The organism is Rathayibacter sp. AY1D1, assembly GCF_002932635.1.
Taxonomy (GTDB): Bacteria; Actinomycetota; Actinomycetes; order Actinomycetales; family Microbacteriaceae; genus Rathayibacter.
Map to the genome: position 1 here is coordinate 138899 of NZ_PSVY01000006.1, position 24654 is coordinate 163552.

The window sequence follows — 24654 nt, forward strand, 5'->3', positions numbered from 1 at the left end:
AGCCGCTGCTCGCCGGGATCGTCGCCGCCCTGACCGGCTTCTCGAGCTCGTTCGCGATCGTGCTCGCCGGGGTGGTCGCGGTGGGCGCGACGGACGAACAGGCGGCCTCGGGCCTCCTCGCCGTCTGCGTGCTGCAGGGAGTCCTGTGCATCGCGCTGAGCATCCGCTACCGCGTGCCGATGACCTTCGCCTGGAGCACGCCGGGCGCCGCCCTGCTGGCCGCGACCGCGACGCTCCCCGGCGGCTTCGACCGCGCGGTCGGGGCGTTCCTGGTCGCCTCCGCTCTGCTGGTGGTCACCGGGCTGTGGCCGGCGCTCGGGAGGCTCGTCGCGCGCATCCCGCGGCCGCTCGCGAACGCCATGCTCGCGGGCATCCTGTTCCCGCTCGTCCTGGCGCCGGTGCGCGCGGCGGTCGAGATCCCCTCACTCGCCTTGCCGGTGATCCTGCTCTGGCTGCTGCTCCTGCGGCTCCTGCCCCGCTGGGCGGTGCCGGCCGCGATCGCCCTGGCGATCGTGCTGCTGATCGTGACGGACGGCGCGGCACTCGCCGGTGCGCCGCTGCTCCCCGTGCCGCAGTTCGTCGCTCCGGTGTTCGAGATCGGAGCGATGGTCGGGATCGGCCTGCCGCTCTACGTGGTCACCATGGCCGGGCAGAACATCCCGGGCATCGCGGTGCTGACGAGCTTCGGCTTCGCGGCCCACTCACGTCCCGGGATCGTCTCGACCGGTGCTCTCTCCGGGGTCTCGGCGATCTTCGGCGGCGTGCCGATCAACTACGCCGCGCTCAGCGCCGCGCTGACCGCGGGTCCCGAGGCCTCGCCGCGGCCGGAGCAGCGCTGGGTCGCCTCGGTCTCGGCGGGCGCCTCCTACCTCGTGCTGGGCGTGTTCGCTGGAGCGGCCGCCGCGCTGGTGTCCTCCGCGAGCCCGCTGCTGATCGAGGCGGTCGCCGGTCTGGCGCTGCTGGGGGTGTTCGTGTCGGCGGTGCAGGCCGCTGTGGAGGACGCGTGGCTGCGGCTGCCGGCGGCGGCGACGCTCCTGGTCACCGCTTCCGGCACGACCATCGCGGGGATCGGATCGGCGTTCTGGGGCCTGGTCGTGGGACTCGTCCTCCTCGCCTGGCTCGTCCCCCGGCGCCGCTAGAGGAGGCCGCGGCGCGCGAGCAGCGGCTCGGTCCGCGCATCCCGCCCGCGGAACGCGCGGTACGCGTCGAGCGGATCGCGGGAGCCGCCGAGCTCGAGCACCCCGCGGCGGAAGCGCTCGCCCGCCGAGCGGTCGAGGCCGCCGTTCTCCTCGAACCACTCGACCGTGTCCGCGTCGAGGATCTCGCTCCAGATGTAGGAGTAGTAGCCCGCGGAGTAGCCGCCGGAGAAGACGTGCGCGAAGTACGTGCTGCGGTAGCGGGGCGGCACGGCGGGAAGGAGGAGGCCCGCGCCGTCGAGCACGTCGCGCTCGAAGGCGGCCGCGTCGCGCGGCTCGACCGGGGCCGGCAGGGAGTGCCAGGCGAGGTCGAGCAGGGCGGACGCCAGGTACTCGCTCGTCGCGAAGCCCTCGCCCCACAGCGCGGACGCCTCGAGGCGCTCGACGGTCCCCGCGGGCAGGGCCTCGCCGGTCTCGACGTGGCGGGCGTACTCGGCGAGGAGCCCGGGGCGGCGCACCCACGTCTCGTTCACCTGGCTCGGGAACTCGACGAAGTCCCGGAACACCGCGGTACCGGCGAAGCGCGGGTACCGCGTGCTCGCGAACAGGCCGTGCAGGGCGTGCCCGAACTCGTGGAACAGCGTCTCCACCTCGTCGAGGCTGAGAAGGGCGGGCTCGCCCGGGCCCGGAGCCGACAGGTTCAGGTTGTTCACGACGACGGCGGAGTCACCGAGCAGCGACGTGCGGCTGGAGAGGGAGTTCATCCACGCCCCGCCGCGCTTCGAGTCGCGGGTGAAGGGATCGAGTAGGAACAGGCCCAGCGGGGTCCCGTCCTCCTCGTGCACCTCGAACACGCGGACGTGCTCGCTGTAGCCGGCCAGGTCGCTCCGCTCCGAGAAGCGGACGCCGTAGAGACCGGTGGCGGCGGCGAACACGCCGCGGCGGAGCACCCGCTCCAGCTCGAAGAAGGGACGCAGTGCGCTGGAGTCGACGGAGTAGCTCTCCGACCGCACGCGCTCCTCGTAGTAGGCGCGATCCCACGCCTCGATCGTGAAGCGCGGCGCTCCGGCGGCGTCCTGCTCGGCGTCGGCGGAGGCCTGCATCCGCTCGAGCTCGATCCTCGCGTTCCGGGCGGCGGGAGCGGCGAGCTCGCGCAGCAGCGACAGGACGCGCTCCGGCGAGCCCGCGGTCTGGCCCGAGATCACGAAATCGGCATGCGAGGCCGCGCCCAGCAGAGCTGCGCGCTCGGCCCGCAGCGCGACGATCTGCTGCAGAGTCGCGGTGGTGTCGTGCGGCCCGCCTTCCGCACCGCGGCCGACAGAGGCGCGCAGGACGCGCTCGCGGACGCCGCGGTCGCGCAGACGCGCGAGCCAGGGGTGGCCGGAGTAGAGGGGCAGGGTGATCAGCCAGCCGTCGACGCCGCGGTCGGCGGCGGCGCGCGCGGCGGCCGAGACGTCGGACTCGTCGAGCCCGTCGAGGCCGGCGACGTCCTCGAGGAGGACCGCCCGGTCGTTCGACTCGGCGAGCAGGTCCTTCTCGAAACGCGTGGTCAGGGTCGAGAGCTGCTCGTTCAGCTCGCCGAGCCGTGCCTTCCCCACGTCGTCGAGGAGCGCACCGGAGCGCTCGAACCCGGTGATCCTCCGCTCGAGGAGGTAGGCCGTCTCGGCGTCGAGGTCGAGCTCCGTCGACTGCTCGGCGAGAGCGCGGAGCCGCGCGAAGAGGCGCGGGTCGAGGCTGATCGCATCGCTGTGGGCCGAGAGCAGCGGAGCGAGCTCGGCCTCCAGAGCGTCGGTGAGCGGAGTGCGGTCGGAGGCGGCGACGGTGAAGAAGACGGCGCTCACCCGGCGCAGCTCGCGCCCCGCCCGCTCGAGGGCGACGAGGGTGTTCTCGACGGTCGGCGGCTCGGAGGCGCCGGCGATCGCGTCGATCTCGGCGCGGTGCCGGCGGAGGGCCTCGAGGAACGCCGGGCGGTAGGCCTCGGGGTCGACGGCGGCGAAGTCGGGGAGCCCGTGGGGGAGTCCGCTCGGCTCGAGCAAGACGGCGACGGGATCGGGAGCGCTCATCCTGCGAGCCTAGAGCTCGAGCGGGGGAGCGGGCTCCGGCTCAGGATCGCAGGACGCGCGCTCACCGGGCTCGGCGACCGCGCCGCGAAGGGGCGTCAGCCCCAGTCGTCGTCGTCGTCCTCCCCCTCCACGCGGCCCTGCGGCTGCGTGATGTAGGCAGCGTCCTCGTCGGGACGGTGGGTGATCGTCGTGCCGTCGTCGAGTTCGAGGGCGGGCCTGCCCTCGAGCCAGGTGAGCGTCCAGCGCCAGTCGGCGGTCGCCGTGCCGGCCGCGGCGAGCTCGCCCTCGACGTCGCCGATGGCGGTGACGACGATCTCGGGGAGGGTCTGCGGCGGCACTTGGCCGACCGACCAGCGGGTTCCGAGCTGCATGGGAGGGGTCCTCTCGACGGTGGGGAGGGAGGCGGGACGGTTCCCGCCTCCCGGGGGCGGCGCTACGCCTCGGTCTCGAGCTCGATGCCGACTGTGAGGGCGTCGCCCTCGGCGAAGTCGAGCGCCGCGATCCTGCCGACGGCCGCGAGGTCTCCCGCGGCGAGCCGGAGGGACGCGACGAGCTCGGCGGGCGCCGTCACCAGGGCGGAGCGGGCCGGCGTCTTCTGCGAGGCCTTCGCATCGGTCTTCGCGCGCCGGATGGCCGTGAGGACCGAGCTCGCCGCGGCCAGGACGGCGGGGTCGCCGCCCAGGCCCTCGACGGTCGGCCAGGGGCGCAGGTGCACCGAGTCGTCGTGCGACCACGACCAGGTCTCCTCCGTCGCGAACGGCAGGAACGGCGCGAACAGGCGCTGGAGGACGTCGAGCGCCCGGTGCAGGGCGGCCGCGGCGGACGCGCCGTCCTCGCTGTACGCGCGCTCCTTCACCAGCTCCAGGTAGTCGTCGCAGAACGTCCAGAAGAACGCCTCCGTCGTCTCGAGGGCGCGGGCGTGGTCGTAGTTCTCGAGCGCCGTCGTCGCGTCGGCGACCACGGTGTCGAGGGTGGCCAGCATGCTGAGGTCGAGCGGGTCGGTGACCTCGGCGCCCTCGGCGAGAGGGAAGCCGTGGATGAACTTCGCCGCGTTGAGGATCTTGATCGCCAGTCGGCGGCCGATCTTGATCTGCGTCGGGTTCTGCGGGTCGAAGGCCGCGTCGGTGCCCAGGCGCGAGGAGGCGGCCCAGTAGCGGACCGCGTCCGAGCCGTGCTGCTCGAGCATCGCGGCGGGAGTGACCACGTTGCCCTTCGACTTCGACATCTTCTTGCGGTCGGGGTCGACGATGAAGCCGGACACGGTCGCCGTGCTCCACGGGGCGCGGCCGTCCTCGAGCTGCGAGCGCAGGAGGGTAGAGAAGAGCCAGGTGCGGATGATGTCCTGGCCCTGCGGGCGCAGGTCGTAGGGAGCGACCAGCTGCCAGAGCTCGTCGTCGCGCTCCCAGCCGCCCGCGAGCTGCGGGGTCAGCGAGGAGGTCGCCCAGGTGTCCATCACGTCGAGCTCGCCATGGAAGCCGCCCGCCGCTCCGCGCTGGTCCTCCGAGTAGCCGGGGGCCGGGTCGCTGGAGGGATCCACCGGCAGCGCCGCCTCGTCCGGCACGATCGGGGAGTCGAAGACGGGGTTGCCGTCGCCGTCGAGCGGGTACCACACCGGGATCGGCACGCCGAAGAAGCGCTGGCGCGAGATCAGCCAGTCGCCGGAGAGGCCGTTCACCCAGTTCTCGTAGCGGACGCGCATGAACTCCGGCACGAAGCGCACGTCGCGGCCGAGCTCCAGCAGGCGCTCCTTGAGCACCGCGTCGCGAGCGCCGTTGCCGATGTACCACTGGCGGGTCGACACGATCTCGAGCGGCTTGTCGCCCTTCTCGAAGAACTTGACCTGGTGGGTGATGGGGCGCGGGTCGCCGACCATCTCGCCGGACTCCTTCAGCAGCGCCACGACGGCCTGCTTCGCGGAGAAGACGGTCTTGCCGGCGAGCTGCTCGTACGCGGCGCGGCCCCCGTCGCTCGTGATCGCGGCGGGCGCCTCCGAGATCAGGCGGCCGTCGAAGCCGATGATCGCGCGGTTGGGCAGGTCGAGCTCGCGCCACCAGACCACGTCCGTGATGTCGCCGAAGGTGCAGATCATCGCGATGCCCGAGCCCTTGTCCTTCTGCGCGAGGTGGTGCGCGAGCACCGGGACCTCGACGTCGAAGAGCGGCGTGCGGACGGTGGTGCCGAACAGCGGCTGGTAGCGCTCGTCGTCGGGGTGCGCGACGAGGGCGACGCAGGCCGGCAGCAGCTCGGGACGGGTCGTCTCGATGAAGACGTCCTCGCCGCCCTCGCGGTGGAAGCCGAGGCGGTGGTAGGCGCCGGGCTGGTCCTTGTCCTCGAGCTCCGCCTGGGCGACGGCGGTCCGGAAGGTGATGTCCCAGAGCGTCGGGGCCTGCGCCTGGTAGGCCTCGCCTCGGGCGAGGTTGCGGAGGAAGGCGCGCTGCGAGGCGGCCTGCGACTCGTCGCCGATGGTCCGGTAGCTCTGCGACCAGTCGACGGACAGGCCGAGGGCCCGCCAGACGTCCTCGAACTGCTTCTCGTCCTCGACGGTGAGGCGCTCGCACAGCTCGACGAAGTTGCGGCGCGAGATCGGCTTCTGGTCGGCGGCCTTGCTGCTCTTGTTGTCGCCGCCCTCGAACGGAGGCGTGAAGCCGGGCTCGTAGGGGAGCGTCGGGTCGCAGCGCACACCGTAGTAGTTCTGCACGCGGCGCTCGGTGGGCAGGCCGTTGTCGTCCCAGCCCATCGGGTAGAAGACGCTCTTGCCGCGCATCCGCTGGAACCGCGCGACGACGTCGGTGTGCGTGTAGGAGAAGACGTGCCCGATGTGCAGCGACCCGGACGCGGTGGGCGGCGGGGTGTCGATCGAGTAGACGTCGGCGCGGGTGAGGCCGGTGCGGTCGAACCGGTAGGTCCCGTCGATCTGCCAGCGGAGGCCCCACGTGCCCTCCAGGCCCTCGAGGGCGGGCTTCGCGGGGAGGCGGTCGGCGAGGGTCATGATGCTCCGGTTCGCTATGGGCGGCACCGTGTCGGTGGTGATGGTGCCTGGATGGGGGCTCCGGGGCGAGTCGCCCGCCGGCCGCGACGATTCTACCGGAGCGGCGGGAGCCGGGTCAGTCGACGACGGGGGTGAAGCCGGCGCGGACGGGCGCGAGCGCCTCGTCGAGATAGGGCACGAGCTCGCCGCGGGTGGGGCCCGCCGCGGCCCACGCCTGCACGGCCGCCACCGCGGCTCCGACGCTCGCGTAGGCGATGGCGCGCGAGAGGTGCGAGGGCAGCGTGCGCGCGCTCCGCTCCTCCACGAAGCGGGCGATCACGGCCGCCTGCCGGGCGAGGCGGCCGAGGGCCGACGCCTGCAGCTCGTGGACGCTGCCGATCATCTCGGACTGGGTGAGCACCCACGGCACCGTCGCGGGTCCGAAGCCGGAGCCGATCGCGAGCAGCGCGTCGCCGAGCGCGTCCATCACCGGCGCCTCTGCCGCCGTCTCGGCCAGCGCCTCCGGGAGCTCGGCCAGCCGGTCGTCGACCAGCACCCAGAAGACGTCGCTCTTGGACTCGAAGTAGTTGAAGAAGGTGTTGCGCGAGACCCCCGCCCGCTGGGCGATCTGCTCGATCGTCGTGCCCGCGTAGCTCTGCTCGACGAAGAGGTCCAGTGCGGCGTCCTCGAGCATGGAGCGCGACGACGCGCGGGGTCGTCCGCGCTGCACTCCTCGCACCATGAACCGCTCCTGCTCCGCTTCCCCCGACGCGCTAGGATAGCGCCGGACGACTTCGACCCGGCCATCACCGGTGAGTCTCCGGAAGAACGGCGCCGGCTCCGGCCTGCGCCCAGTAGACCCGGACGGGTGCGGCCCGTGACAGCCGATCGAGTGGGAACGCGTCAGCGGGCACTCCTCCGGGAGCGACCGGCCGACCGGTCCAAGCGAGGTGGTACCGCGACCCGGCCCGGGGTCTGAGATCCGGGCGGGCCGTCCTCGTGCAGACCAGCAGCACTGCCAGGAGACCGCACGTGACCTACCCCCTGACCCCGCCCACCCCGCACGGAGCCGAGCCCGCCGAGGGCTCCGCGTTCGGCCGGGGCGTGTCCCCGTCGCCGCGCTTCCCCGAGATCGAGGAGCGCGTGCTCGCGTACTGGAAGGCGGACGACACCTTCCAGGAGTCGATCCGGCAGCGCGAGGGAGCGCCGGAGTGGGTCTTCTACGACGGCCCGCCGTTCGCCAACGGCCTGCCGCACTACGGGCACCTCCTCACCGGCTACGCCAAGGACGTCTTCCCCCGCTTCGAGACCATGCGCGGACGGCAGGTGCACCGCCGCTTCGGCTGGGACACCCACGGCCTGCCCGCCGAGCTCGAGGCGGAGCGGCAGCTCGGCATCACCGACAAGTCCCAGATCGAGGAGATGGGCGTCGCGGCCTTCAACGCCGCCGCGAAGGAGTCGGTGCTGCGCTACACCGGGGAGTGGCAGGACTACGTCACCCGCCAGGCGCGCTGGGTCGACTTCGACGACGACTACAAGACGCTCGACCCCACCTTCATGGAGTCGGTGATCTGGGCGTTCAAGCAGCTCTACGACAAGGGCCTCGCCTACGAGGGCCACCGCGTGCTGCCGTACTGCTGGCGCGACCAGACGCCGCTCTCGAACCACGAGCTGCGGATGGACGACGACGTCTACAAGATGCGCCAGGACCAGACGGTCACCGTCACCTTCCCGCTGGTCGGCGAGACGGCGGAGGCGCTCCAGCTGACGGCGGTCCGCGCTCTCGCGTGGACGACGACGCCGTGGACGCTGCCGACGAACCTCGCGCTCGCCGTCGGGCCCGACATCGAGTACGCGGTCGTCCCCGCCGGCCCGAACGGCGCGGCCGACGGCAGGGGCGAGCCCGAGGAGCGCGAGCTCTCGGCCGAGTACCTGCTCGCCATCGACCAGGTCGGCGCCTACGCGAAGGACCTCGGCTATCCGGACGCGGAGTCGGCCCTGGCCGCCGTCTCGCGCACCCACCGGGGCTCCGAGCTCGAGGGGATCAGCTACGACCGCCTCTGGGACCACTACGCGGACACCGAGGCCTGGGGCACGCAGAACGCGTGGCGCATCCTCGTCGCCGACTACGTGACCACCAGCGAGGGCACCGGCATCGTGCACCAGGCGCCCGCCTACGGCGAGGACGACCAGAAGGTCTGCGAGGCGGCGGGCATCCCCGTCATCATCTCGGTCGACGACGGCGGCCGCTTCCTGCCGCAGATCAGCGAGGTCGCCGGCCTCCAGGTCTTCGACGCGAACAAGCCCCTCACGCAGCTCCTGCGCGCGGGCCACCGGCTGCTCCGCCAGGCGAGCTACGAGCACTCGTACCCGCACTGCTGGCGCTGCCGCAATCCGCTGATCTACAAGGCGGTCTCGAGCTGGTTCGTCCGCGTCACCGCGATCCGCGACCGCATGGAGGAGCTCAACCAGGAGATCACCTGGGTCCCCGAGAACGTCAAGGACGGCCAGTTCGGCAAGTGGCTCTCGGGCGCGCGCGACTGGTCCATCAGCCGCAACCGCTACTTCGGCTCGCCGATCCCGGTGTGGAAGAGCGACGACCCGGAGTACCCGCGGATCGACGTCTACGGCTCGCTGGACGAGCTGGAGCGCGACTTCGGCGTGCGCCCGGACGACCTGCACCGGCCGTTCATCGACGAGCTGACCCGCCCGAACCCCGACGACCCGACCGGGCGCTCGACGATGCGCCGGATCAGCGACGTCCTCGACGTCTGGTTCGACTCCGGATCGATGCCCTTCGCCCAGGTGCACTACCCGTTCGAGAACGCGGACTGGTTCGACACCCACAACCCGGCGGACTTCATCGTCGAGTACATCGGGCAGACGCGCGGCTGGTTCTACACGCTGCACGTGCTCTCCACCGCGCTCTTCGACCGCCCGGCGTTCCGCAACGTGGTCAGCCACGGCATCGTGCTGGGCAACGACGGGCAGAAGATGTCCAAGTCGCTGCGCAACTACCCGGACGTGGCCGAGGTCTTCGACCGCGACGGCTCCGACGCCATGCGCTGGTTCCTGATGTCGAGCCCGGTCCTCCGGGGCGGCAACCTCGTCGTGACGGAGGAGGGCATCCGCGAGGGCGTCCGCCAGGTACTGCTGCCGCTGTGGAGCACCTGGTACTTCTTCTCCCTCTACGCGAACGCCTCGGCGGGCGGCGGCTACGAGGCGACCAGGCGCACCGGCTCCGAGGACGTCCTCGACCGCTACCTGCTGGCCAAGACCCGCGATCTGGTCGAGACCGTGACCGGCCGGCTCGAGGCGCTGGACTCCACGCTCGCGGCCGCCGCGCTCCGCGACTTCAGCGACGTGCTCACGAACTGGTACGTGCGCCGCTCCCGCGACCGCTTCTGGCAGGGCGTCGACGAGGACGGCCGCGGATCGGAGGCGTTCGACACGCTCTACACGGTCCTCGAGACCGTGTGCCGCGTCGCCGCCCCGCTCCTGCCTCTCGTCACGGAGCAGATCTGGCAGGGCCTGACCGGCGGCCGCAGCGTCCACCTCACCGACTGGCCGGAGGCGGACGAGTTCCCCGCCGACCCGGCGCTCGTGCACGCGATGGACGCGGTCCGCGGCATCTCGTCCACCGCGCTCTCCCTCCGCAAGCAGGCCGGGCTCCGCGTCCGCCTGCCGCTCGCGCGCCTGACCGTGGTGGTCGCCGACGCCGCCGAGCTCGCGCCGTTCGAGGCGATCCTCCGCGACGAGCTGAACGTGAAGGAGGTGTCGCTGGTGCCGCTGGTCGACTCCAGCGCCGCCGACTACGGCGTCACGTCCCGTCTCGCGGTCAACGCGCGCGCCGCCGGGCCCCGGCTCGGCAAGGGCGTGCAGACCGTGATCAGGGCCGCCAAGGCCGGCGACTGGAGCGAGACGGACGGCGTCGTCACCGCCGGCGGCGTCGAGCTGGTCGAGGGCGAGTACGAGCTCACGCTCGAGGTCGGCGGCTCGGCCGGCGACGACCGCGCCATCGCCCTGCTCCCGCGCGGGGGCTTCGTGCTCCTCGACACGGCGACCACCCCCGAGCTCGAAGCGGAGGGGCTCGCCCGCGACCTCATCCGCGCGGTGCAGGACGCCCGCAAGGCGGCCGGGTTCGAGGTCAGCGACCGGATCGTCCTGGAGGTCGTGCTCGACGAGCCGAGCCTGCAGGCGCTCGAGCCGCACGCGCTCTGGATCGCGGAGGAGACCCTCGCGACCGGATGCGCGTTCACTCCGCTCACCACGGCTCTCGAGGGCGGCGAGGGCGCGATCGCCTTCGGCCCCGCGGGCACCGCCATCATCCGCGTCGAGAAGGTCGAGGCCGCCGATGTCTGATCCGTTCGAGCCGGACGACGCCGACCGCGCGGCCGCCGACGCCGTCTACGCCGCGCTGCTGGAGCGCCTGGGCGAGGCGAGCGTCCGCCCGCGCCTCGCTCCGACCCGGCGCGCCGTCGAGATCCTCGGCGACCCGCAGCGCGCCTACCCGGTGATCCAGATCGCCGGAACCAACGGCAAGACCTCGACCAGCCGGATGATCGAGAGCCTGCTGCGCGCCCACGGGCTGCGGGTGGGCCTGTTCACCAGTCCGCACCTCGAGCGCTTCAACGAGCGCATCGTCATCGACGGAGAGCCGATCTCGGACCGGAGCCTCGCCGACAACTGGCAGGACGTCGAGCCGTACCTGCGGATGACCGACGCCGAGCTGGCCGAGCAGGGCGAGGCGCCGCTGTCCTTCTTCGAGGCGATCACCGTCCTGGCCTACGCGGCCTTCGCCGACGCGCCGGTCGATGTGGCCGTCGTCGAGGTGGGGATGGGCGGCGAGTGGGACTCGACGAACGTCGCCGACGCGCAGGTCGCCGTCTTCACGCCGATCGCCCTCGACCACACCGACCGCCTCGGCTCGACGATCGAGGAGATCGCGCGCACCAAGTCGGGCATCGTCAAGCCGCTCGCCTCGGTGGTCTCCGCGAGGCAGGTCCCGGAGGCGGAGGCGGTGCTGCGGCACGCGGCCGAGGCCACCGAGTCGACGATCGTCGTCGAGGGGGCGGAGTTCGACGTCGAGTCGACGACCGTCGCCGTCGGCGGCCAGGTCGTCACCGTCCGGGGACTCGTCACCATGTACGAGCAGCTGCTGCTGCCGTTCTTCGGCGACCACCAGGCCGAGAACGCCGCCGTGGCCGTCGCCGCGGTCGAGACGTTCCTGGGAGGCGGGACGCAGGAGCTCACCGGCGACGTCCTCGACGAGGGCTTCGCCGCCGCGACCTCCCCGGGCCGCCTGCAGCTCGTCGGACTCGCTCCGCGCACCGTCGTCGACGCGGCGCACAACCCGCACGGGGCCGCGTCCCTCGCCGCCGCTCTCGGCCGCTACTTCGACTTCGACCGCGTGACGGCCGTCCTCGGCGTGCTGGCCGAGAAGGACGCCGAGGGGATCCTCCGGGAGCTCCGCCCCGTGGTGGACGAGCTGATCGTGACCACGGCGCCGAGCGATCGGGCGATGCCCGCCGAGGAGCTCGCCGCGCTCGCCCGCACCGTGTTCCCGGAGGAGGCGGTCCGCGTCGCCGACGACCCGCTGGGTGCTCTCACGGCCGGTCGCGTCCTCGCGGCGCGCACCGACAAGGGCGCCCTGCTGGTCACGGGCTCGATCACCCTCGTCGGCCGCACGATCACCGCGGCCCGCGACGAGAACTGGCTGGGCGCGTGAGGGCCGGACGCCCGCGGCGCTCGCGGACCGTCCGGGAGAGCCTCGGCTCGATCGTGCTCGGCTTCGAGGCGGTCATCGTCTTCCTCGCCACCCTGGTGGCCTTCGGGCTGAAGGCGGCCGACCCCGTGGTCGTGCTGGTCGGGGGAGCGGTGGTCTGCCTCGCGCTCGTCGCCACTCTGGGCCTGCTGAACCGGCCGGTCGGCTTCCGCATCGGGTGGGTGCTCCAGTTCGTTATCGTGGCCTCGGGCCTGCTGGTCCCGATCATGTACGTGATAGGCGCCGCCTTCGTGGCGCTGTGGACATACTGCATGGTGACCGGCACCCGCCTCGACGCTCAGACGCGCCGGGCGGCGGAGCCCACCGACCCCACCGAAGGAGACCGCTGAACCATGGCCACCCAGGAGACCCTCGTCCTCGTCAAGCCCGACGGCGTCGCCCGCAACCTCACCGGCGAGATCCTCCGCCGCATCGAGGCGAAGGGCTACTCCCTCGTCGACGTGAAGCTCGTCGAGGCCGACCGCGAGCTGCTCGCCGCCCACTACGCCGAGCACGAGGGCAAGCCCTTCTACGAGCCGCTCGTCGAGTTCATGGAGAGCGGCCCGATCATCGCCCTGCGCATCGCGGGCGACCGCGTGATCGAGGGCTTCCGCGCCCTCGCCGGCACCACCGACCCGACCACGGCCGCTCCCGGCACCATCCGCGGCGACCTCGGCCGCGACTGGGGCCTCAAGGTCCAGCAGAACCTCGTGCACGGGTCCGACTCCGAGGAGTCGGCCGCGCGCGAGCTCGGCCTCTGGTTCGCCTGAGCCGCTCGGCCGCCTGCCTCTGACGACGTCCGTCAGAGGTAGGCGAGCACGTTCAGCCTCACCTGCGCGATCACCGCGATCAGCAGGTAGCAGAGCAGCGTGATGAACGGGACCCAGCCGTAGGCGGCACCGGCGAAGCGGCGCACCCCGGCGCGGACGGGGAACACGCCCTCACGGAGGTTGCGGAGCGTCACCAGCCAGAAGCCCGGGATGACGACGGCCCAGGTGAGCATGCACCAGGGGCAGAGCGTTCCGAGCGCGAAGACGCTCGTCGCGATGAGCCAGCCCACGAACACCAGGGCCAGCAGGAAGCCGACGTTGAAGGCCGCCCAGAACCACCGGTCGAACCGGGCGCCCGCGAGCAGGCCCAGCCCCACCACGATCGGCGCGATCCAGGCCGCCAGGCCGATGAGGGGGTTCGGGAAGCCGAAGACCGCGCCCTGCGCCGAGTTCAGGTTCGCACTGCACTGCACGAGCAGGCTGAAGTCGCAGCCGAGGCCCGCATCGGGGTTCTCGAGAGCGGCGAACTTGTCGTTCGTGAGGGCGAAGGCGGCGGTCCAGCCGATCACGCCGAGGACGATCAGCAGGACGGCGAAGAGGACGGGGCGCTGCTGCATGGGGGCGTCGCGCACCCCGGGATCGCTGGACACCGGGGGATTATGGCACGCGCCGGATCGGCGCCTCTGGGAATGCGTGCGATAATCGGAGCCGTCGGTCCGGGGGACCCCGCATCGACGCGAAGAAGGTTTACCGGGCGAGCACCGGGCCACAGGAGATCGACAGCGTTCCGCGAATGGACGCGCCGGATCTCCGCTCCGCCGGGAGTCGACCGCAGGTCGCACCGCGGAGGAGCGCGTGTCGGATAGTCAGTTCCGAGAGTGCAGCTGCAACCGGAGTCCCGCGCCACGAGCGCGACGGGACCGGGGGAGCGGAAGGATTCGCGGCGGGCCGAGGCCCCTCGCACGAGAGAAGCATCCGGGAAGACGACGCGGCGGACGACCCGGCCGAGGAGTGCACCAGGAATGGTGGAAGACAACAGTACGAGCGGATCCGATCCGGACCGCGACGGGCCCCGCAGCGGGGCCAGGAAGATCAGCCGCCTCTTCGGTGGCCGCCGGGCGAGCCGGCGGACCGAGTCGAGCGCGCCAGCGACAGGGGAGACGATCATCGACAGCAACGAGACCGACCAGACCGGAGCCGAGGGCACCGAGCTGCCCGAGACCGGGAGCGCCGCGGAGGCGGCCGAGCCGTCGACGTCGACGGGCGCGGTGTTCTTCAACGCCCTCCCGCAGACCCCGGGCGCCGACCAGGAGGAGCCGCGACGGCCCGCACTGCCGAGCCCGTCGCTGCTGTTTCAGGCGCCGGTCCTGCCCGACTACGTCGAGCTGGCTCCGCTGCCTCCCCGCGGTGCGCCGCTGGGCGTCCAGGACGAGCGCGAGAGCCCGGCCGAGGAGCAGGGCTCCGTCCGCCGCCGCTCGCGCCGCCGCAGCGGCGAGAGCGAGAGGTCCGGCTCCGACGACCCCGAGAACACCGTCGTCCGGGTCCGCCAGCCGCGCGAGCAGCGCGAGGCCCGCGAGCCCGAGCTCATCACCGAGCCGCAGCGCATCAAGGGCTCGACCCGCCTCGAGGCCAAGAAGCAGCGCCGCCGCGACGGCCGCGACGCCGGCCGGCGCCGCACGGTCGTCACCGAGTCCGAGTTCCTCGCCCGCCGGGAGGCCGTCGACCGCGTCATGGTCGTCCGCTCGAAGGAGGACAGCATCCGCATCGGCGTGCTCGAGGACGGCGTCCTCGCCGAGCACTACGTCGCCCGCTCGCAGGAGGCGTCGCTCATCGGCAACGTCTACCTCGGCCGCGTGCAGAACGTCCTCCCGAGCATGGAGGCCGCCTTCGTCGACATCGGACGCGGGCGCAACGCCGTGCTCTACTCCGGCGAGGTCGACTGGGACGCCGCGAACAACGCCGGCGGCCCCCGCCGGATCGAGCTCGCGCTCAAGCCCGGCGACCGGGTCCTCGTCCAGGTCACGAAGGACCCCGTCGGCCACAAGGGCGCCCGTCTCACGAGCCAGATCTCGCTCCCCGGCCGCTACCTCGTCTACGTGCCCAACGGCTCGATGAACGGCATCTCGCGGAAGCTCCCGGACACCGAGCGCGCCCGCCTGAAGAAGATCCTCAAGGAGGTGCTGCCCGAGAACGTGGGCGTCATCGTCCGGACCGCGGCCGAGGGCGCCACGGAGGAGCAGCTGACCGTCGACGTCGAGCGCCTGACCGCGCAGTGGACGGCTCTCAGCGCGAAGGCCGCGACCGGGCAGGCTCCCGCTCTCCTGCACAGCGAGCCGGACCTGCTGATCAAGATCGTCCGCGACGTCTTCAACGAGGACTTCGAGAAGATGGTCATCGCCGGCGACGACGCCCGCGAGACCATCGAGCTCTACCTCAGTCAGGTCGCACCCGATCTGCTCGAGCGCGTCGAGGTCTACACGGGTGAGAAGGACGCGTTCGACGAGTTCCGCATCACGGAGCAGATCGAGAAGGCGCTGGAGCGCAAGGTGTGGCTGCCCAGCGGCGGCTCGCTCGTGATCGACCGCACCGAGGCGATGACGGTGGTCGACGTCAACACCGGCAAGTTCGTCGGCTCGGGCGGGAACCTCGAGGAGACGGTCACGAAGAACAACCTGGAGGCGGCCGAGGAGATCGTCCGCCAGCTGCGCCTGCGCGACATCGGCGGCATCATCGTCGTCGACTTCATCGACATGGTGCTCGAGTCCAACCGCGACCTCGTGCTCCGCCGCCTGGTCGAGTGCCTGAGCCGCGACCGGACGAAGCACCAGGTCGCCGAGGTCACCTCGCTCGGCCTCGTGCAGATGACCCGCAAGAAGCTGGGCCTGGGACTGCTCGAGACCTTCAGCGAGAACTGCGAGATCTGCGCCGGACGCGGCGTCATCGTCCACCACGACCCCGTGCTCAAGCACCGGTCGACCGCCGCTCCGCAGCAGGAGCAGCGCCGCCGGGGCAAGGGCGGCGAGCAGCAGCCCGCCGCCTCCGGGCGCTCGAACGGCGGGCAGAACGGGCAGGGCGCGCCGGCGACCAAGCCGGTCAGCACCCACGCCATCACGGACGACGCGAAGAACGCGCTCGCGCAGATCGCCGCCAGCACCATCCACCCCCAGGCCGTGCGCCAGGCGGCGGAGGAGGCGGCCGCGCTGGTCGAGGACGCCGCCGAGACCGTCGAGGCCATGGCGCCGGAGGAGTCCGCCACGGCACCCGAGGAGCAGCCGTCCGCGCCGAGCCGTCGCGGCGAGCGTCCCGCCCGGGGCGAGCGCCGTCGTCGCAGCCGCGACCGCGAGCCGCGCCAGGAGGCCGTCGAGCCGGCTCCCGTCGAGCCGGCTCCCGTCGAGACCCCGGTCGAGAAGGAGATCGAGCCGGCCGCTGCCGCGCCGATCCTCGACATCCCGATCGCGCCGGTCACGCCTCCGCGCCGCGTCCGCAGCGAGGTCGCCGAGCACCTGCTCGACTCCGTGCTCGACGCTCTGCCGGCCCCGAAGCAGCCCGGCCAGGGCCGTGCGAAGAGCCGTCGCGTCACGACGGCCGCGCTCACCGGAGTCGCGGTCATCCCCGAGCAGACCCCGCGCCGCGCCGACCAGTAGCGCGACCCGGTATCAGGAGGGCCCGGTGCCCGGCGAGAGCCGGCGCCGGGCCCTCTCGGCGTCCCGGTCGCGCCCGCGGACGCGGAGCCCGCTCCGCCTCAGCCGCTCGACCAGCTCCCGCGCGCCGACGGGGACCGCGCCCGCGGCGACGAGCTCGTCGATCCGCTCGTCGGACACGTCGTAGTGGTCCAGGTCGAAGCCGCGCTCGGGCACGCCGAGACGGCGCGCGAAGTCGTGGAGCTCCTCGAGCGAGACGTCGCTCACGAGGTGCGCCCACAGCCGGCCGTGCGCCGGCCAGCGCGCGGCGTCGACGAGGATGGCCATTCCCCGATCGTAGGCGGCGCGCCGTCCGTCCACGTGCCTCCTCCTCGACTATCGTGACGGGGTCGCCGGTCGGGTGGACACGGCTTCGCAGTCGTGTGCGTTTGACCGTGGAGCGCGGATCCCGTACTCTTGACCGTTGGTGTGGCGCGATCCATGTGCTCACGCAGATTTCCGTTGTCGCTCCGCCCCTCACGGGGCGCGGGCCGCGGTGCCGGTTCCCTCGTGTCGTGAGGAGACGGGTACGAACCGGAAGACCGGGGCTCAGCCCCGTCCCTACAAGCCCCGGACGAGGCCTCCGCTCCGTCCAGACGAGAAACAGGTACGAGAAGTGGTTTACGCAGTTGTGCGCGCCGGCGGTCGGCAGGAGAAGGTCGAGGTCGGCACCATCGTGACGATGGACCGCGTCAAGGCCGACGAGAACGGCACCGTGCAGCTTCCTGCCGTGCTGCTCGTCGACGGTGAGTCGATCACCTCGGACGCGGCGACCCTCGCGGGCGTCACCGTCACCGCCGAGGTGCTCGAGGACCTCCGTGGTCCGAAGATCATCATCCAGAAGTTCAAGAACAAGACCGGTTACAAGAAGCGCCAGGGGCACCGTCAGGACCTCACGCGCGTCAAGGTCACTGGCATCAAGTAGTCCTGCAAAGGAATTGAGCTGACCTGCGGAGCGAGCCATCGCCCTGCAGGGCAACAGCACGGGGCTGCGGCCCCCCGGTCTCGAGGAGATGAGAAATGGCACACAAGAAGGGCGCGAGCTCCACTCGCAACGGTCGCGACTCGAACGCGCAGCGTCTCGGCGTCAAGCGCTTCGGCGGCCAGGTCGTGAACGCGGGCGAGATCATCGTCCGCCAGCGCGGCACCCACTTCCACCCCGGCGCGAACGTCGGACGCGGTGGCGACGACACCCTGTTCGCCCTCTCGGCGGGCGCTGTCGAGTTCGGCAGCAAGGGCGGCCGCAAGGTCGTCAACATCGTGGCGGCCGCCCAGTAGGGTCGACCTCCTCGGCCGCACAGGCACAGGACGCAAGGGGCGGGCTTCGGCTCGCCCCTTGCGCGTTTACCGGGGCACAGCCCCCCGGCGCCGGCATCCCGGCGCCGCACGCACTCACGGACGGATTCACACCATGGTCACCTTCGTCGACAACGTCACGCTGCATCTGCGTGCCGGCCACGGCGGCAACGGCTGCGTCTCCGTCCGGCGCGAGAAGTTCAAGCCGCTCGCCGGCCCCGACGGCGGCAACGGCGGGCACGGGGGCGACATCGTCCTCGTCGCCGACCCGCAGACGACGACGCTGCTCGCCTACCACCGCCACCCGCACCGCAGCTCCGAGAACGGCGGTCCCGGCATGGGCGACCACCGTGCGGGCGGGAACGGCGAGCTCATGGAGCTCCCCGTCCCGGTCGGCACGGTCGTCAAGTCGCCGGACGGCGACCAGCTGATCGACATGGACGAGCCCGGCCTCCGGTTCGTCATCGCTCCCGGCGGGCAGGGCGGGCTCGGCAACGCCTCGCTCGCCACCACGAAGCGCAAGGCGCCCGGCTTCGCGCTGCTCGGCACGCCGGGCTGGGAGGGCGACGTCGTCCTCGAGCTGAAGACCGTCGCGGACGTCGCGCTCGTCGGGTTCCCCTCGGCGGGCAAGTCGAGCCTCGTCGCGGCGATCTCGGCGGCCAAGCCGAAGATCGCGGACTACCCGTTCACGACCCTCGCGCCCAACCTCGGCGTCGTGCAGGCGGGGGAGTCGCGGTTCACCGTCGCCGACGTGCCCGGTCTCATCGAGGGCGCGAGCGAGGGCAAGGGCCTGGGCCTGGAGTTCCTCCGCCACGTCGAGCGCTGCACCGCGCTCGTCCACGTGCTCGACTGCGCCACGCTCGAGCCCGGCCGCGACCCGCTGACCGACCTCGACATCATCCTCGGGGAGCTGGCGGCGTACCCCGTCGGCGACGGACAGGTGCCGCTGATCGAGCGCCCGCAGCTGATCGCGCTCAACAAGGTCGACGTGCCCGAGGCCCAGGAGCTGGCCGACTTCGTCCGGGCCGACCTCGAGGGCCGCGGCTACCGCGTCTTCGAGATCTCGACGGTCAGCCACTCGGGACTCCGCCAGCTGACGTTCGCCCTCGCCGAGATCGTCGAGAAGCACCGCCTCGAGCTCGCCGCTGTGCCGCGGGTGGAGCGCATCACCATCCGCCCCCGCGCCGTGGACGAGAAGGACTTCGAGATCCGCGTCGAGGGCGGCTCGTACGGCAACGTCTATCGGGTCCTGGGCACCAAGCCCGTGCGATGGGTGGCGCAGACCGACTTCACGAACGACGAGGCCGTCGGCTTCCTCGCCGACCGCCTGGCCAAGCTCGGAGTCGAGAACGGCCTCTTCTCGGCCGGAGCGGTCGCCGGCTCCACCGTCGTCATCGGCCCCGGCGACGGCGTCGTCTTCGACTGGGAGCCGACCCTCACCTCGACGGCCGAGCTCATCACCGCGCCCCGCGGAACGGACCTCCGCCTCGAGGACAACCGGCGCAAGACCCGCAACGAGCGTCGCGAGGACTACTTCGAGCGGATGGACGCCAAGGCCGAGGCCCGCGCGGAGCTCGAGCGCGAGCGCCAGGGCGGCGTCTGGCGCGTCGCCGACGAGGGCGACGGCACGGAGGCCGGCGAGGAGAGCTGACTCCCGCCGCCGGGGTCGTCTGCCTCTACACTGGCCGGATGCCGCAGACGACCCCCGACAGCAGTGCGCTGACCGAGCGGTTCGCCGCCTCCCGCGTCGCGTCGCGCTCCCTCCGCAGTGCGACCACCGACCTCAAGAACCGGGCTCTGCTCGCCATCGCCGACGCGGTGCGCTCGAGCGCCGAGCGCGTCGTCCCGGCGAACGAGCTCGACCTCCAGCGGGGCCGCGAGAGCGGGATGAGCGCGGGCCTGCAGGACCGCCTCCGCCTCGATGCGGCGCGGCTGGGGTCCCTCGCCGACGCCGTCGTCGCGGTCGTCGGGCTCACCGATCCGGTCGGGCAGACGGTGCGGGGATCGAACCTGCCCAACGGCGCCTCCCTCACCCAGGTGCGGGTCCCGTTCGGCGTGGTCGGAGCGATCTACGAGGCGCGCCCGAACGTCACCATCGACATCGCGGCGCTCGCCCTCAAGAGCGGGAACGCCGTGATCCTGCGCGGAGGCTCGGCCGCGGAGAACACGAACCGCGTCCTGGTGGAGCTGCTGCAGGAGGCCGTCGCCTCCGTCGGCCTGCCCGCCGAGCTGGTGCAGACGGTCGACGACCACGGCCGCGAGGGCGCGAAGGCCCTCATGCGAGCGCGCGGCTACGTCGACGTCCTGGTGCCGCGGGGGAGCGCGGGCCTCATCGAGTCGGTCGTGACGGAGTCGACGGTCCCCGTGATCGAGACGGGCGCCGGAGTCGTCCACGTCTTCCTCGACGCCAGCGCCGACGAGCAGTGGGCCGTGGACATCGTCCACAACGCCAAGGTGCAGCGTCCGAGCACCTGCAACGCCCTCGAGACCCTCCTCGTCCACCGCGACGCCGCCGAGCGCCTCCTCCCGCCCGTCCTCGGCCGGCTCGCGGAAGCGGGAGTGACCGTGCACGGCGACGAGCGCGTCGCGGCGCTCTGGCCCGACGCGGTGCCCGCCACCGACGACGACTGGTCCGCGGAGTACTACTCGCTCGACGTCGCCGTCGCGATCGTCGACGACCTCGACGCCGCGATGGCCCACATCGACCGGTACTCCACCCACCACACCGAGTCGATCGTGACGAACGACCTCCGGAGCGCCGAGCGCTTCCTCGCCGAGGTCGACTCCGCGGTCGTGATGGTCAACGCCTCCACCCGCTTCACCGACGGCGGGGAGTTCGGGTTCGGCGCCGAGGTCGGCATCTCGACGCAGAAGCTGCACGCTCGGGGCCCCATGGGTCTTCCCGAGCTGACCAGCACGAAGTGGCTGCTGCGCGGCGCGGGACAGGTCCGCGCCTAGCGCCCGGACCGGCGATCCGCCGTCGAGCGGCGTCCGGGTAGACTCGTCGGAGCCCCGCCGGGGCGACCACGACCTCCAAGGAGCACTGCATGTCCCTCGCGACGACCGTCCTCGCCGAAGCAGCGGCCCACACGGAGCTGCCGTTCCCCCCGATCGTCTTCGGCCTGATCGCCGCCGTCGCCTTCACGGCCCTCGGCTTCGTCACCTGGAGCTACCGCGACGTGGCGAACCGCCACTCGCACAAGACCGGCGCCGGCTCCCACGACCAGCACGGTCACGGACACTAGGCGGGGAGCCCAGCGATCGTGACGTCCGCCGCGAGCGGAGGCCCGCGGCGTCCGCGCATCGGCGTGATGGGCGGCACCTTCGACCCGATCCACCACGGTCACCTGGTCGCCGCCTCCGAGGTGGCCCAGTCGTTCGACCTGGACGAGGTCGTCTTCGTGCCCACCGGCCAGCCGTGGCACAAGAAGACGGTGACCTCCGCCGAGCACCGGTACCTGATGACGGTGATCGCGACGGCGTCGAACCCGCGCTTCACCGTCAGCCGAGTCGACGTGGACCGCATCGGCACGACCTACACGATCGACACCCTGCGCGACATCCACGCCGCGCACCCCGACGCCGAGCTGTTCTTCATCACCGGCGCGGACGCGGTCGCTCAGATCCTGAGCTGGAAGGACTACGACGAGCTGTGGGAGCTGGCCCACTTCGTCGCCGTCAGCCGGCCGGGGCACGTCCTCAACGTTTCGGGATTGCCGGCCCAGGACGTATCCTTGTTGGAGATTCCGGCACTGGCGATCTCCTCGACCGACTGTCGGAGCCGCGTCAACCGGGGTCATCCGGTCTGGTACCTGGTTCCCGACGGTGTCGTCCAGTACATCTCGAAGCACCACCTGTATCGGAGCACGTCATGACAGTTCAGCCCGAGGAGAAGCCGCTCACCCGGCGCGAGATCCGCGAGCGCGAGAGGCGCGAGGCCGGTGCGACCACGACCGCCGCCGTTCCGACGACGTCCCGCCGAGCTGCCACCGCGACCGCCACCACCGCCGGCGACATGCCGGTGCTGACCCCCACCCAGGCCCTGCGGATCACCCCCGTCGAGCCGAGCCCCGCGAGCGAGCCCGACCTGCGCACCTCCTCGATGGAGATCGTCGCCACCGAGAACGCCACGGGCCGCCAGCTGACCCGTCGGGAGCTGCGCGCACTGCTGGCGCAGCAGCAGGCGGAGAAGGTCGCCGCCGCACCGGAGGCGGAGCCGCCCGCCGACGAGGAGCGGTCCGACGACGAGCGCTCCGACGACGTCGAGGGCGCCCTGGAGCGCGCCTCGGCGCTCCCGCCGACCGGGTCGGTCCCCGTGATCGAGGCGGCCGACGAGTCCCGTGATGCGGAGCCGGTGCCCGAGGGCGCAGCGGAGCAGGAGCCGGAGGGCGACGAGGACGTCGTCACCGAGGACGCCCCCGAGGCGTCCGAGGAGGAGGCGGACGAGTCCGCCACCGATGCGACCGCGGACGCCGACGCGGCCGAGGTGCACGAGGCCGAGATCGAGAGCTCCTCCTCCGACGACGAGACGCCGTCCGCGGACGCCTCCGACGAGCGGGACGCGGACGACGAGCAGCCGACGGCCGGCGAGCAGCCCGAGCAGCCGCACCTGAACACCGCGCTCTTCGCGTCGGTGGGCGGATCCCTCGACATCGCCGACGAGAAGGCCACCGAGATCACCGGGAGCTTCGAGCCGCCGATCGAGCACCTCGCCATCACCGAGGAACTCGACAGCAAGTCGAAGGAGGAGGTGGACGCCTCGTTCGACTCCCTCATCGCGAGCGGAGTCGCCGCCACCGGTGCCGTCACCACCACCAACGCGCTGATCCTGCCGACCACGGGCCCCGGCGCGACAGTCGGCACGGACACGGGGGAGATCCTCGTCACCGGCTCGTTCGACCTCCCGCGCAGCCTCGGCTCCACGGGCCAGCACCCGAACCTCTACGACTCGCCCGATGTGGACCGCTACGTCGACCGCATCGACCGCGAGCAGCCCGTCGGCGAGTCCGAGCCGGTCCGGGCGTCCAGCGCCGTCTCCACCCACGCCGCCGGCACCTCGATGATCGCGCCGCAGAAGCGCGCCGGCGTGAGCGTCCCGGTGGTCCTCGCGATCACCGCGGCCGTCCTGCTGGTCGGCGCGATCGCGCTGTTCATCGGCGGCTTCGTGCTCAACATCTTCTGATCTCCACCACCGACACTGAAGGCTTCATGACTGCGACCGATTCCGCCCGCGCCCTGCTCCAGCTCGCGGCCACCGCCGCCGACTCCAAGGGCGGTGAGGACCTCGTCGCCCTCGACGTCTCGGGGCCGCTGCCGCTGGTCGACATCTTCCTCCTCGCCACCGGCCGCTCCGAGCGCAACGTGGTCGCGATCGCGAACGAGGTGGAGGACCGCCTGAACGACTCCGGCGCCAAGCTGCTGCGCCGCGAGGGCCGTGCGGAGGGCCGCTGGATCCTCCTCGACTTCGGCGACCTCGTCGTGCACGTCTTCCACGAGGAGGACCGCATGTACTACTCGCTCGAGCGCCTCTGGAAGGACTGCCCGACGGTGCCGTTCACCCTCGAGCAGCCCGTCGCCGTCGACTCGTCGACGTCCTCGAACTGACGAACACGCCCGGCGACAGCGCTCGATTTCACTTCACGCGAATCGTGTTGTAGTTTATTCGAGTTGCTTCCGCCCGGCGGAGACAGCGAAAGACAGTACGAAGCAAGACAGAACACAACACGGGTCCGTGGCGCAGCTGGTAGCGCACCTGCATGGCATGCAGGGGGTCAGGGGTTCGAATCCCCTCGGATCCACCGAACAGGTCCGCACTCCTCCGGGAGTGCGGACCTTCGTCGTTCACGGCGCTACAGGGTCCGGCGCCGTCCTGTCCGGCTCAGGCCGGTCAGGCCAGCCAGGACCGTGCCCGTCCGGCCACCGGGTCCCCCTGCTGGTCACGCACGGGTCGGCCCGACCGGCTCCACGTGGCCGCCGCATCCGGCGAGGAATCCGGAGAGCTCGCCCCAGGCGTCCTCCCCGATCGTGGTGCCCGGGCGCCGTGCGAGATCGGCCAGAGCGTCCGTCAGCTCGTCGACTCCCGTCAGGATCCTCGTCCGTGCCGCTCCCGTGCCCTGCCATCCGGGCGCGTACGTCCTGACGTCGGGGTGGCTGTAGAGCACGGCCGTCTCGAACCACGGCGTGGGCAGACCGTTCAGGGCCAGGTGCTCCTTGAGTCTCGCGGCCTGGATCCGGACCTGCCGGGCGGGGACGTGCTGCTCGACATGCGTGCGCACCGTCCACCGCGACACCGTCCCCGGTGCGATCTGAACCGCGAAGGCCTCGGGCAGGGCGTCCTCGTCGAGGAGGACGCCGTAGGAGGGGTGGACGGTACCGGGTCGCACGCCGTCGAAGACGACCCCCTGCCAGTACTTGGCCTCGATGATGAGCGCGCCGTGCCGGGTGAGCAGCAGATGGTCGATCTGCGCGAGGAAGCGGCGCGTCGTGCGCGCCTCGACCGGTACGAAGACGACGTTCGTGGCGAGGACGCCGGACAGCCCCGCCGAGGCGCACGCCTCCCGGATCAGGGTGTGCGAGACGGCCTCGCTGCTCCAGGTCCTGGCGAGCGCGTCACGGGTCTGCTCGACCTCCTCCTGCGCCGTCTCGAGCTCGGTCCGACTGAGGTCGCGCTCGGCGTCGCGCGCGCGCGTCAATGCCTTGAGCGCCGCCTCGTGGCTCCGGTCGCGCTCGGCGATCGTGCGCTGGTGCTCCTCCGAGGCCTCCTCCGCGGCCTGCTCCGCCGCCGCTCTCGCCGCAGTGCGCCGTCGGCGGCCGGCGACGACCGTGATGAGAAGGGCCAGGAGCAGGGCGGCCGCGACGGCCCAGGGGAGGTACTCGTTCATGGTCCCCAGGCAAGCACGGACCACCGACCGTGCGCCGCGACGGCTCCCGATCGCGCCGCTCGGCGGACCGGCCGCGGTGCGCTCGCTCGTGCCCTG

At 72.1% G+C, this 24654-nt stretch carries 21 protein-coding genes and 1 tRNA gene; 15 read left to right on the top strand and 7 right to left on the bottom strand.

Annotated elements, in window-relative coordinates; all coding sequences use genetic code 11:
* Positions 1–5 precede the first annotated feature (5 nt).
* Positions 6–1139 carry a benzoate/H(+) symporter BenE family transporter gene (locus tag C5C56_RS06615; RefSeq protein WP_219812187.1) on the top strand — a complete coding sequence of 378 codons (1134 nt, stop codon included), beginning with the start codon at positions 6–8 and terminating at the stop codon, positions 1137–1139.
* On the opposite strand, the gene C5C56_RS06620 is transcribed toward C5C56_RS06615, so the two are convergent.
* From C5C56_RS06620 to C5C56_RS06635, 4 genes are all read right to left on the bottom strand, one after another.
* Positions 1136–3199, bottom strand: a complete 2064-nt coding sequence (locus C5C56_RS06620) for a M3 family metallopeptidase (protein WP_104319273.1) — start codon at positions 3197–3199, stop codon at positions 1136–1138. The genes C5C56_RS06615 and C5C56_RS06620 overlap by 4 nt on opposite strands.
* A gap of 95 nt (positions 3200–3294) precedes the next feature.
* A complete protein-coding gene (locus C5C56_RS06625; RefSeq protein WP_104319274.1) occupies positions 3295–3570 on the bottom strand; it encodes a hypothetical protein in 276 nt (91 codons plus the stop codon).
* Between the two features lie 62 nt (positions 3571–3632).
* Entirely contained in the window at positions 3633–6188 is a 2556-nt protein-coding gene (gene valS, locus C5C56_RS06630) for a valine--tRNA ligase (protein ID WP_104319275.1), read from the bottom strand.
* Positions 6189–6303: 115 nt separating this feature from the next.
* Entirely contained in the window at positions 6304–6909 is a 606-nt protein-coding gene (locus C5C56_RS06635; protein ID WP_104319276.1) for a TetR/AcrR family transcriptional regulator, read from the bottom strand.
* Positions 6910–7199: 290 nt separating this feature from the next.
* Here C5C56_RS06635 and ileS point away from each other — a divergent pair, with 290 nt between their 5' ends.
* Genes ileS through ndk form a run of 4 tightly spaced genes read left to right on the top strand, consistent with a single transcriptional unit; the run spans position 7200 to position 12701 of the window.
* Positions 7200–10529: an isoleucine--tRNA ligase gene (gene ileS, locus C5C56_RS06640; RefSeq protein ID WP_374954269.1), complete on the top strand. Its 3330-nt coding sequence runs from the start codon at positions 7200–7202 to the stop codon at positions 10527–10529.
* Positions 10522–11895, top strand: coding sequence for a folylpolyglutamate synthase/dihydrofolate synthase family protein (locus tag C5C56_RS06645; protein ID WP_104319277.1), 1374 nt, complete (start codon positions 10522–10524; stop codon positions 11893–11895). The genes ileS and C5C56_RS06645 overlap by 8 nt, the downstream gene beginning before the upstream one ends.
* Entirely contained in the window at positions 11892–12281 is a 390-nt protein-coding gene (locus tag C5C56_RS06650) for a DUF4233 domain-containing protein (RefSeq protein ID WP_104262805.1), read from the top strand. Before C5C56_RS06645 ends, C5C56_RS06650 begins: the two co-directional genes overlap by 4 nt.
* A 3-nt stretch (positions 12282–12284) precedes the next feature.
* Entirely contained in the window at positions 12285–12701 is a 417-nt protein-coding gene (gene ndk / locus C5C56_RS06655) for a nucleoside-diphosphate kinase (RefSeq protein ID WP_104267223.1), read from the top strand.
* A gap of 32 nt (positions 12702–12733) precedes the next feature.
* On the opposite strand, the gene C5C56_RS06660 is transcribed toward ndk, so the two are convergent.
* Positions 12734–13351 (bottom strand): vitamin K epoxide reductase family protein, encoded by a 618-nt coding sequence (locus tag C5C56_RS06660; protein ID WP_374953285.1) that lies wholly within the window; start codon positions 13349–13351, stop codon positions 12734–12736.
* A gap of 372 nt (positions 13352–13723) precedes the next feature.
* On the opposite strand from C5C56_RS06660, the gene C5C56_RS06665 reads away from it, so the two are divergent.
* Positions 13724–16345 carry an Rne/Rng family ribonuclease gene (locus tag C5C56_RS06665; RefSeq protein ID WP_104319278.1) on the top strand — a complete coding sequence of 874 codons (2622 nt, stop codon included), beginning with the start codon at positions 13724–13726 and terminating at the stop codon, positions 16343–16345.
* 12 nt (positions 16346–16357) lie between these two features.
* On the opposite strand, the gene C5C56_RS06670 is transcribed toward C5C56_RS06665, so the two are convergent.
* A complete protein-coding gene (locus C5C56_RS06670) occupies positions 16358–16669 on the bottom strand; it encodes a DUF4031 domain-containing protein (protein ID WP_104288250.1) in 312 nt (103 codons plus the stop codon).
* 328 nt (positions 16670–16997) lie between these two features.
* On the opposite strand from C5C56_RS06670, the gene rplU reads away from it, so the two are divergent.
* The 9 genes from rplU to C5C56_RS06715 all read left to right on the top strand — a co-directional run bounded on the left by rplU (position 16998) and on the right by C5C56_RS06715 (position 23475).
* Entirely contained in the window at positions 16998–17306 is a 309-nt protein-coding gene (rplU, locus tag C5C56_RS06675; protein ID WP_104223682.1) for a 50S ribosomal protein L21, read from the top strand.
* A 95-nt stretch (positions 17307–17401) separates the two neighbouring features.
* Positions 17402–17659, top strand: coding sequence for a 50S ribosomal protein L27 (gene rpmA / locus C5C56_RS06680; protein ID WP_068209107.1), 258 nt, complete (start codon positions 17402–17404; stop codon positions 17657–17659).
* Positions 17660–17792: 133 nt separating this feature from the next.
* A complete protein-coding gene (obgE, locus tag C5C56_RS06685) occupies positions 17793–19328 on the top strand; it encodes a GTPase ObgE (RefSeq protein WP_104223681.1) in 1536 nt (511 codons plus the stop codon).
* A gap of 38 nt (positions 19329–19366) precedes the next feature.
* Positions 19367–20635, top strand: coding sequence for a glutamate-5-semialdehyde dehydrogenase (locus C5C56_RS06690; RefSeq protein WP_104319279.1), 1269 nt, complete (start codon positions 19367–19369; stop codon positions 20633–20635).
* Positions 20636–20724: 89 nt separating this feature from the next.
* The gene (locus C5C56_RS06695; protein ID WP_104223679.1) at positions 20725–20922 is read left to right on the top strand and encodes a hypothetical protein; all 198 of its coding nucleotides are present in this window, start codon (positions 20725–20727) and stop codon (positions 20920–20922) included.
* A gap of 18 nt (positions 20923–20940) precedes the next feature.
* Entirely contained in the window at positions 20941–21552 is a 612-nt protein-coding gene (gene nadD, locus C5C56_RS06700) for a nicotinate-nucleotide adenylyltransferase (RefSeq protein ID WP_104223678.1), read from the top strand.
* Positions 21549–22859 (top strand): hypothetical protein, encoded by a 1311-nt coding sequence (locus C5C56_RS06705; protein WP_104319280.1) that lies wholly within the window; start codon positions 21549–21551, stop codon positions 22857–22859. Before nadD ends, C5C56_RS06705 begins: the two co-directional genes overlap by 4 nt.
* A gap of 26 nt (positions 22860–22885) precedes the next feature.
* Positions 22886–23281: a ribosome silencing factor gene (gene rsfS / locus C5C56_RS06710; protein ID WP_104223676.1), complete on the top strand. Its 396-nt coding sequence runs from the start codon at positions 22886–22888 to the stop codon at positions 23279–23281.
* 121 nt (positions 23282–23402) lie between these two features.
* Positions 23403–23475 (top strand) — tRNA-Ala (locus C5C56_RS06715).
* Positions 23476–23613: 138 nt separating this feature from the next.
* Here the strand turns inward: C5C56_RS06715 and C5C56_RS06720 are convergent.
* Entirely contained in the window at positions 23614–24558 is a 945-nt protein-coding gene (locus C5C56_RS06720) for a nuclease-related domain-containing protein (RefSeq protein ID WP_146084321.1), read from the bottom strand.
* Between the last annotated feature and the right edge of the window lie 96 nt (positions 24559–24654).

Coding starts and splice junctions, on each gene's coding strand:
- C5C56_RS06620 (WP_104319273.1), bottom strand. CDS start 3,199: ATGAGCGCTCCCGATCCCGTCGCCGTCTTGCTCGAGCCGAGCGGACTC.
- C5C56_RS06625 (WP_104319274.1), bottom strand. CDS start 3,570: ATGCAGCTCGGAACCCGCTGGTCGGTCGGCCAAGTGCCGCCGCAGACC.
- valS (WP_104319275.1), bottom strand. CDS start 6,188: ATGACCCTCGCCGACCGCCTCCCCGCGAAGCCCGCCCTCGAGGGCCTG.
- C5C56_RS06635 (WP_104319276.1), bottom strand. CDS start 6,909: ATGGTGCGAGGAGTGCAGCGCGGACGACCCCGCGCGTCGTCGCGCTCC.
- C5C56_RS06645 (WP_104319277.1), top strand. CDS start 10,522: ATGTCTGATCCGTTCGAGCCGGACGACGCCGACCGCGCGGCCGCCGAC.
- ndk (WP_104267223.1), top strand. CDS start 12,285: ATGGCCACCCAGGAGACCCTCGTCCTCGTCAAGCCCGACGGCGTCGCC.
- C5C56_RS06665 (WP_104319278.1), top strand. CDS start 13,724: ATGGTGGAAGACAACAGTACGAGCGGATCCGATCCGGACCGCGACGGG.
- C5C56_RS06670 (WP_104288250.1), bottom strand. CDS start 16,669: ATGGCCATCCTCGTCGACGCCGCGCGCTGGCCGGCGCACGGCCGGCTG.
- rpmA (WP_068209107.1), top strand. CDS start 17,402: ATGGCACACAAGAAGGGCGCGAGCTCCACTCGCAACGGTCGCGACTCG.
- obgE (WP_104223681.1), top strand. CDS start 17,793: ATGGTCACCTTCGTCGACAACGTCACGCTGCATCTGCGTGCCGGCCAC.
- C5C56_RS06690 (WP_104319279.1), top strand. CDS start 19,367: ATGCCGCAGACGACCCCCGACAGCAGTGCGCTGACCGAGCGGTTCGCC.
- C5C56_RS06695 (WP_104223679.1), top strand. CDS start 20,725: ATGTCCCTCGCGACGACCGTCCTCGCCGAAGCAGCGGCCCACACGGAG.
- C5C56_RS06705 (WP_104319280.1), top strand. CDS start 21,549: ATGACAGTTCAGCCCGAGGAGAAGCCGCTCACCCGGCGCGAGATCCGC.
- rsfS (WP_104223676.1), top strand. CDS start 22,886: ATGACTGCGACCGATTCCGCCCGCGCCCTGCTCCAGCTCGCGGCCACC.
- C5C56_RS06720 (WP_146084321.1), bottom strand. CDS start 24,558: ATGAACGAGTACCTCCCCTGGGCCGTCGCGGCCGCCCTGCTCCTGGCC.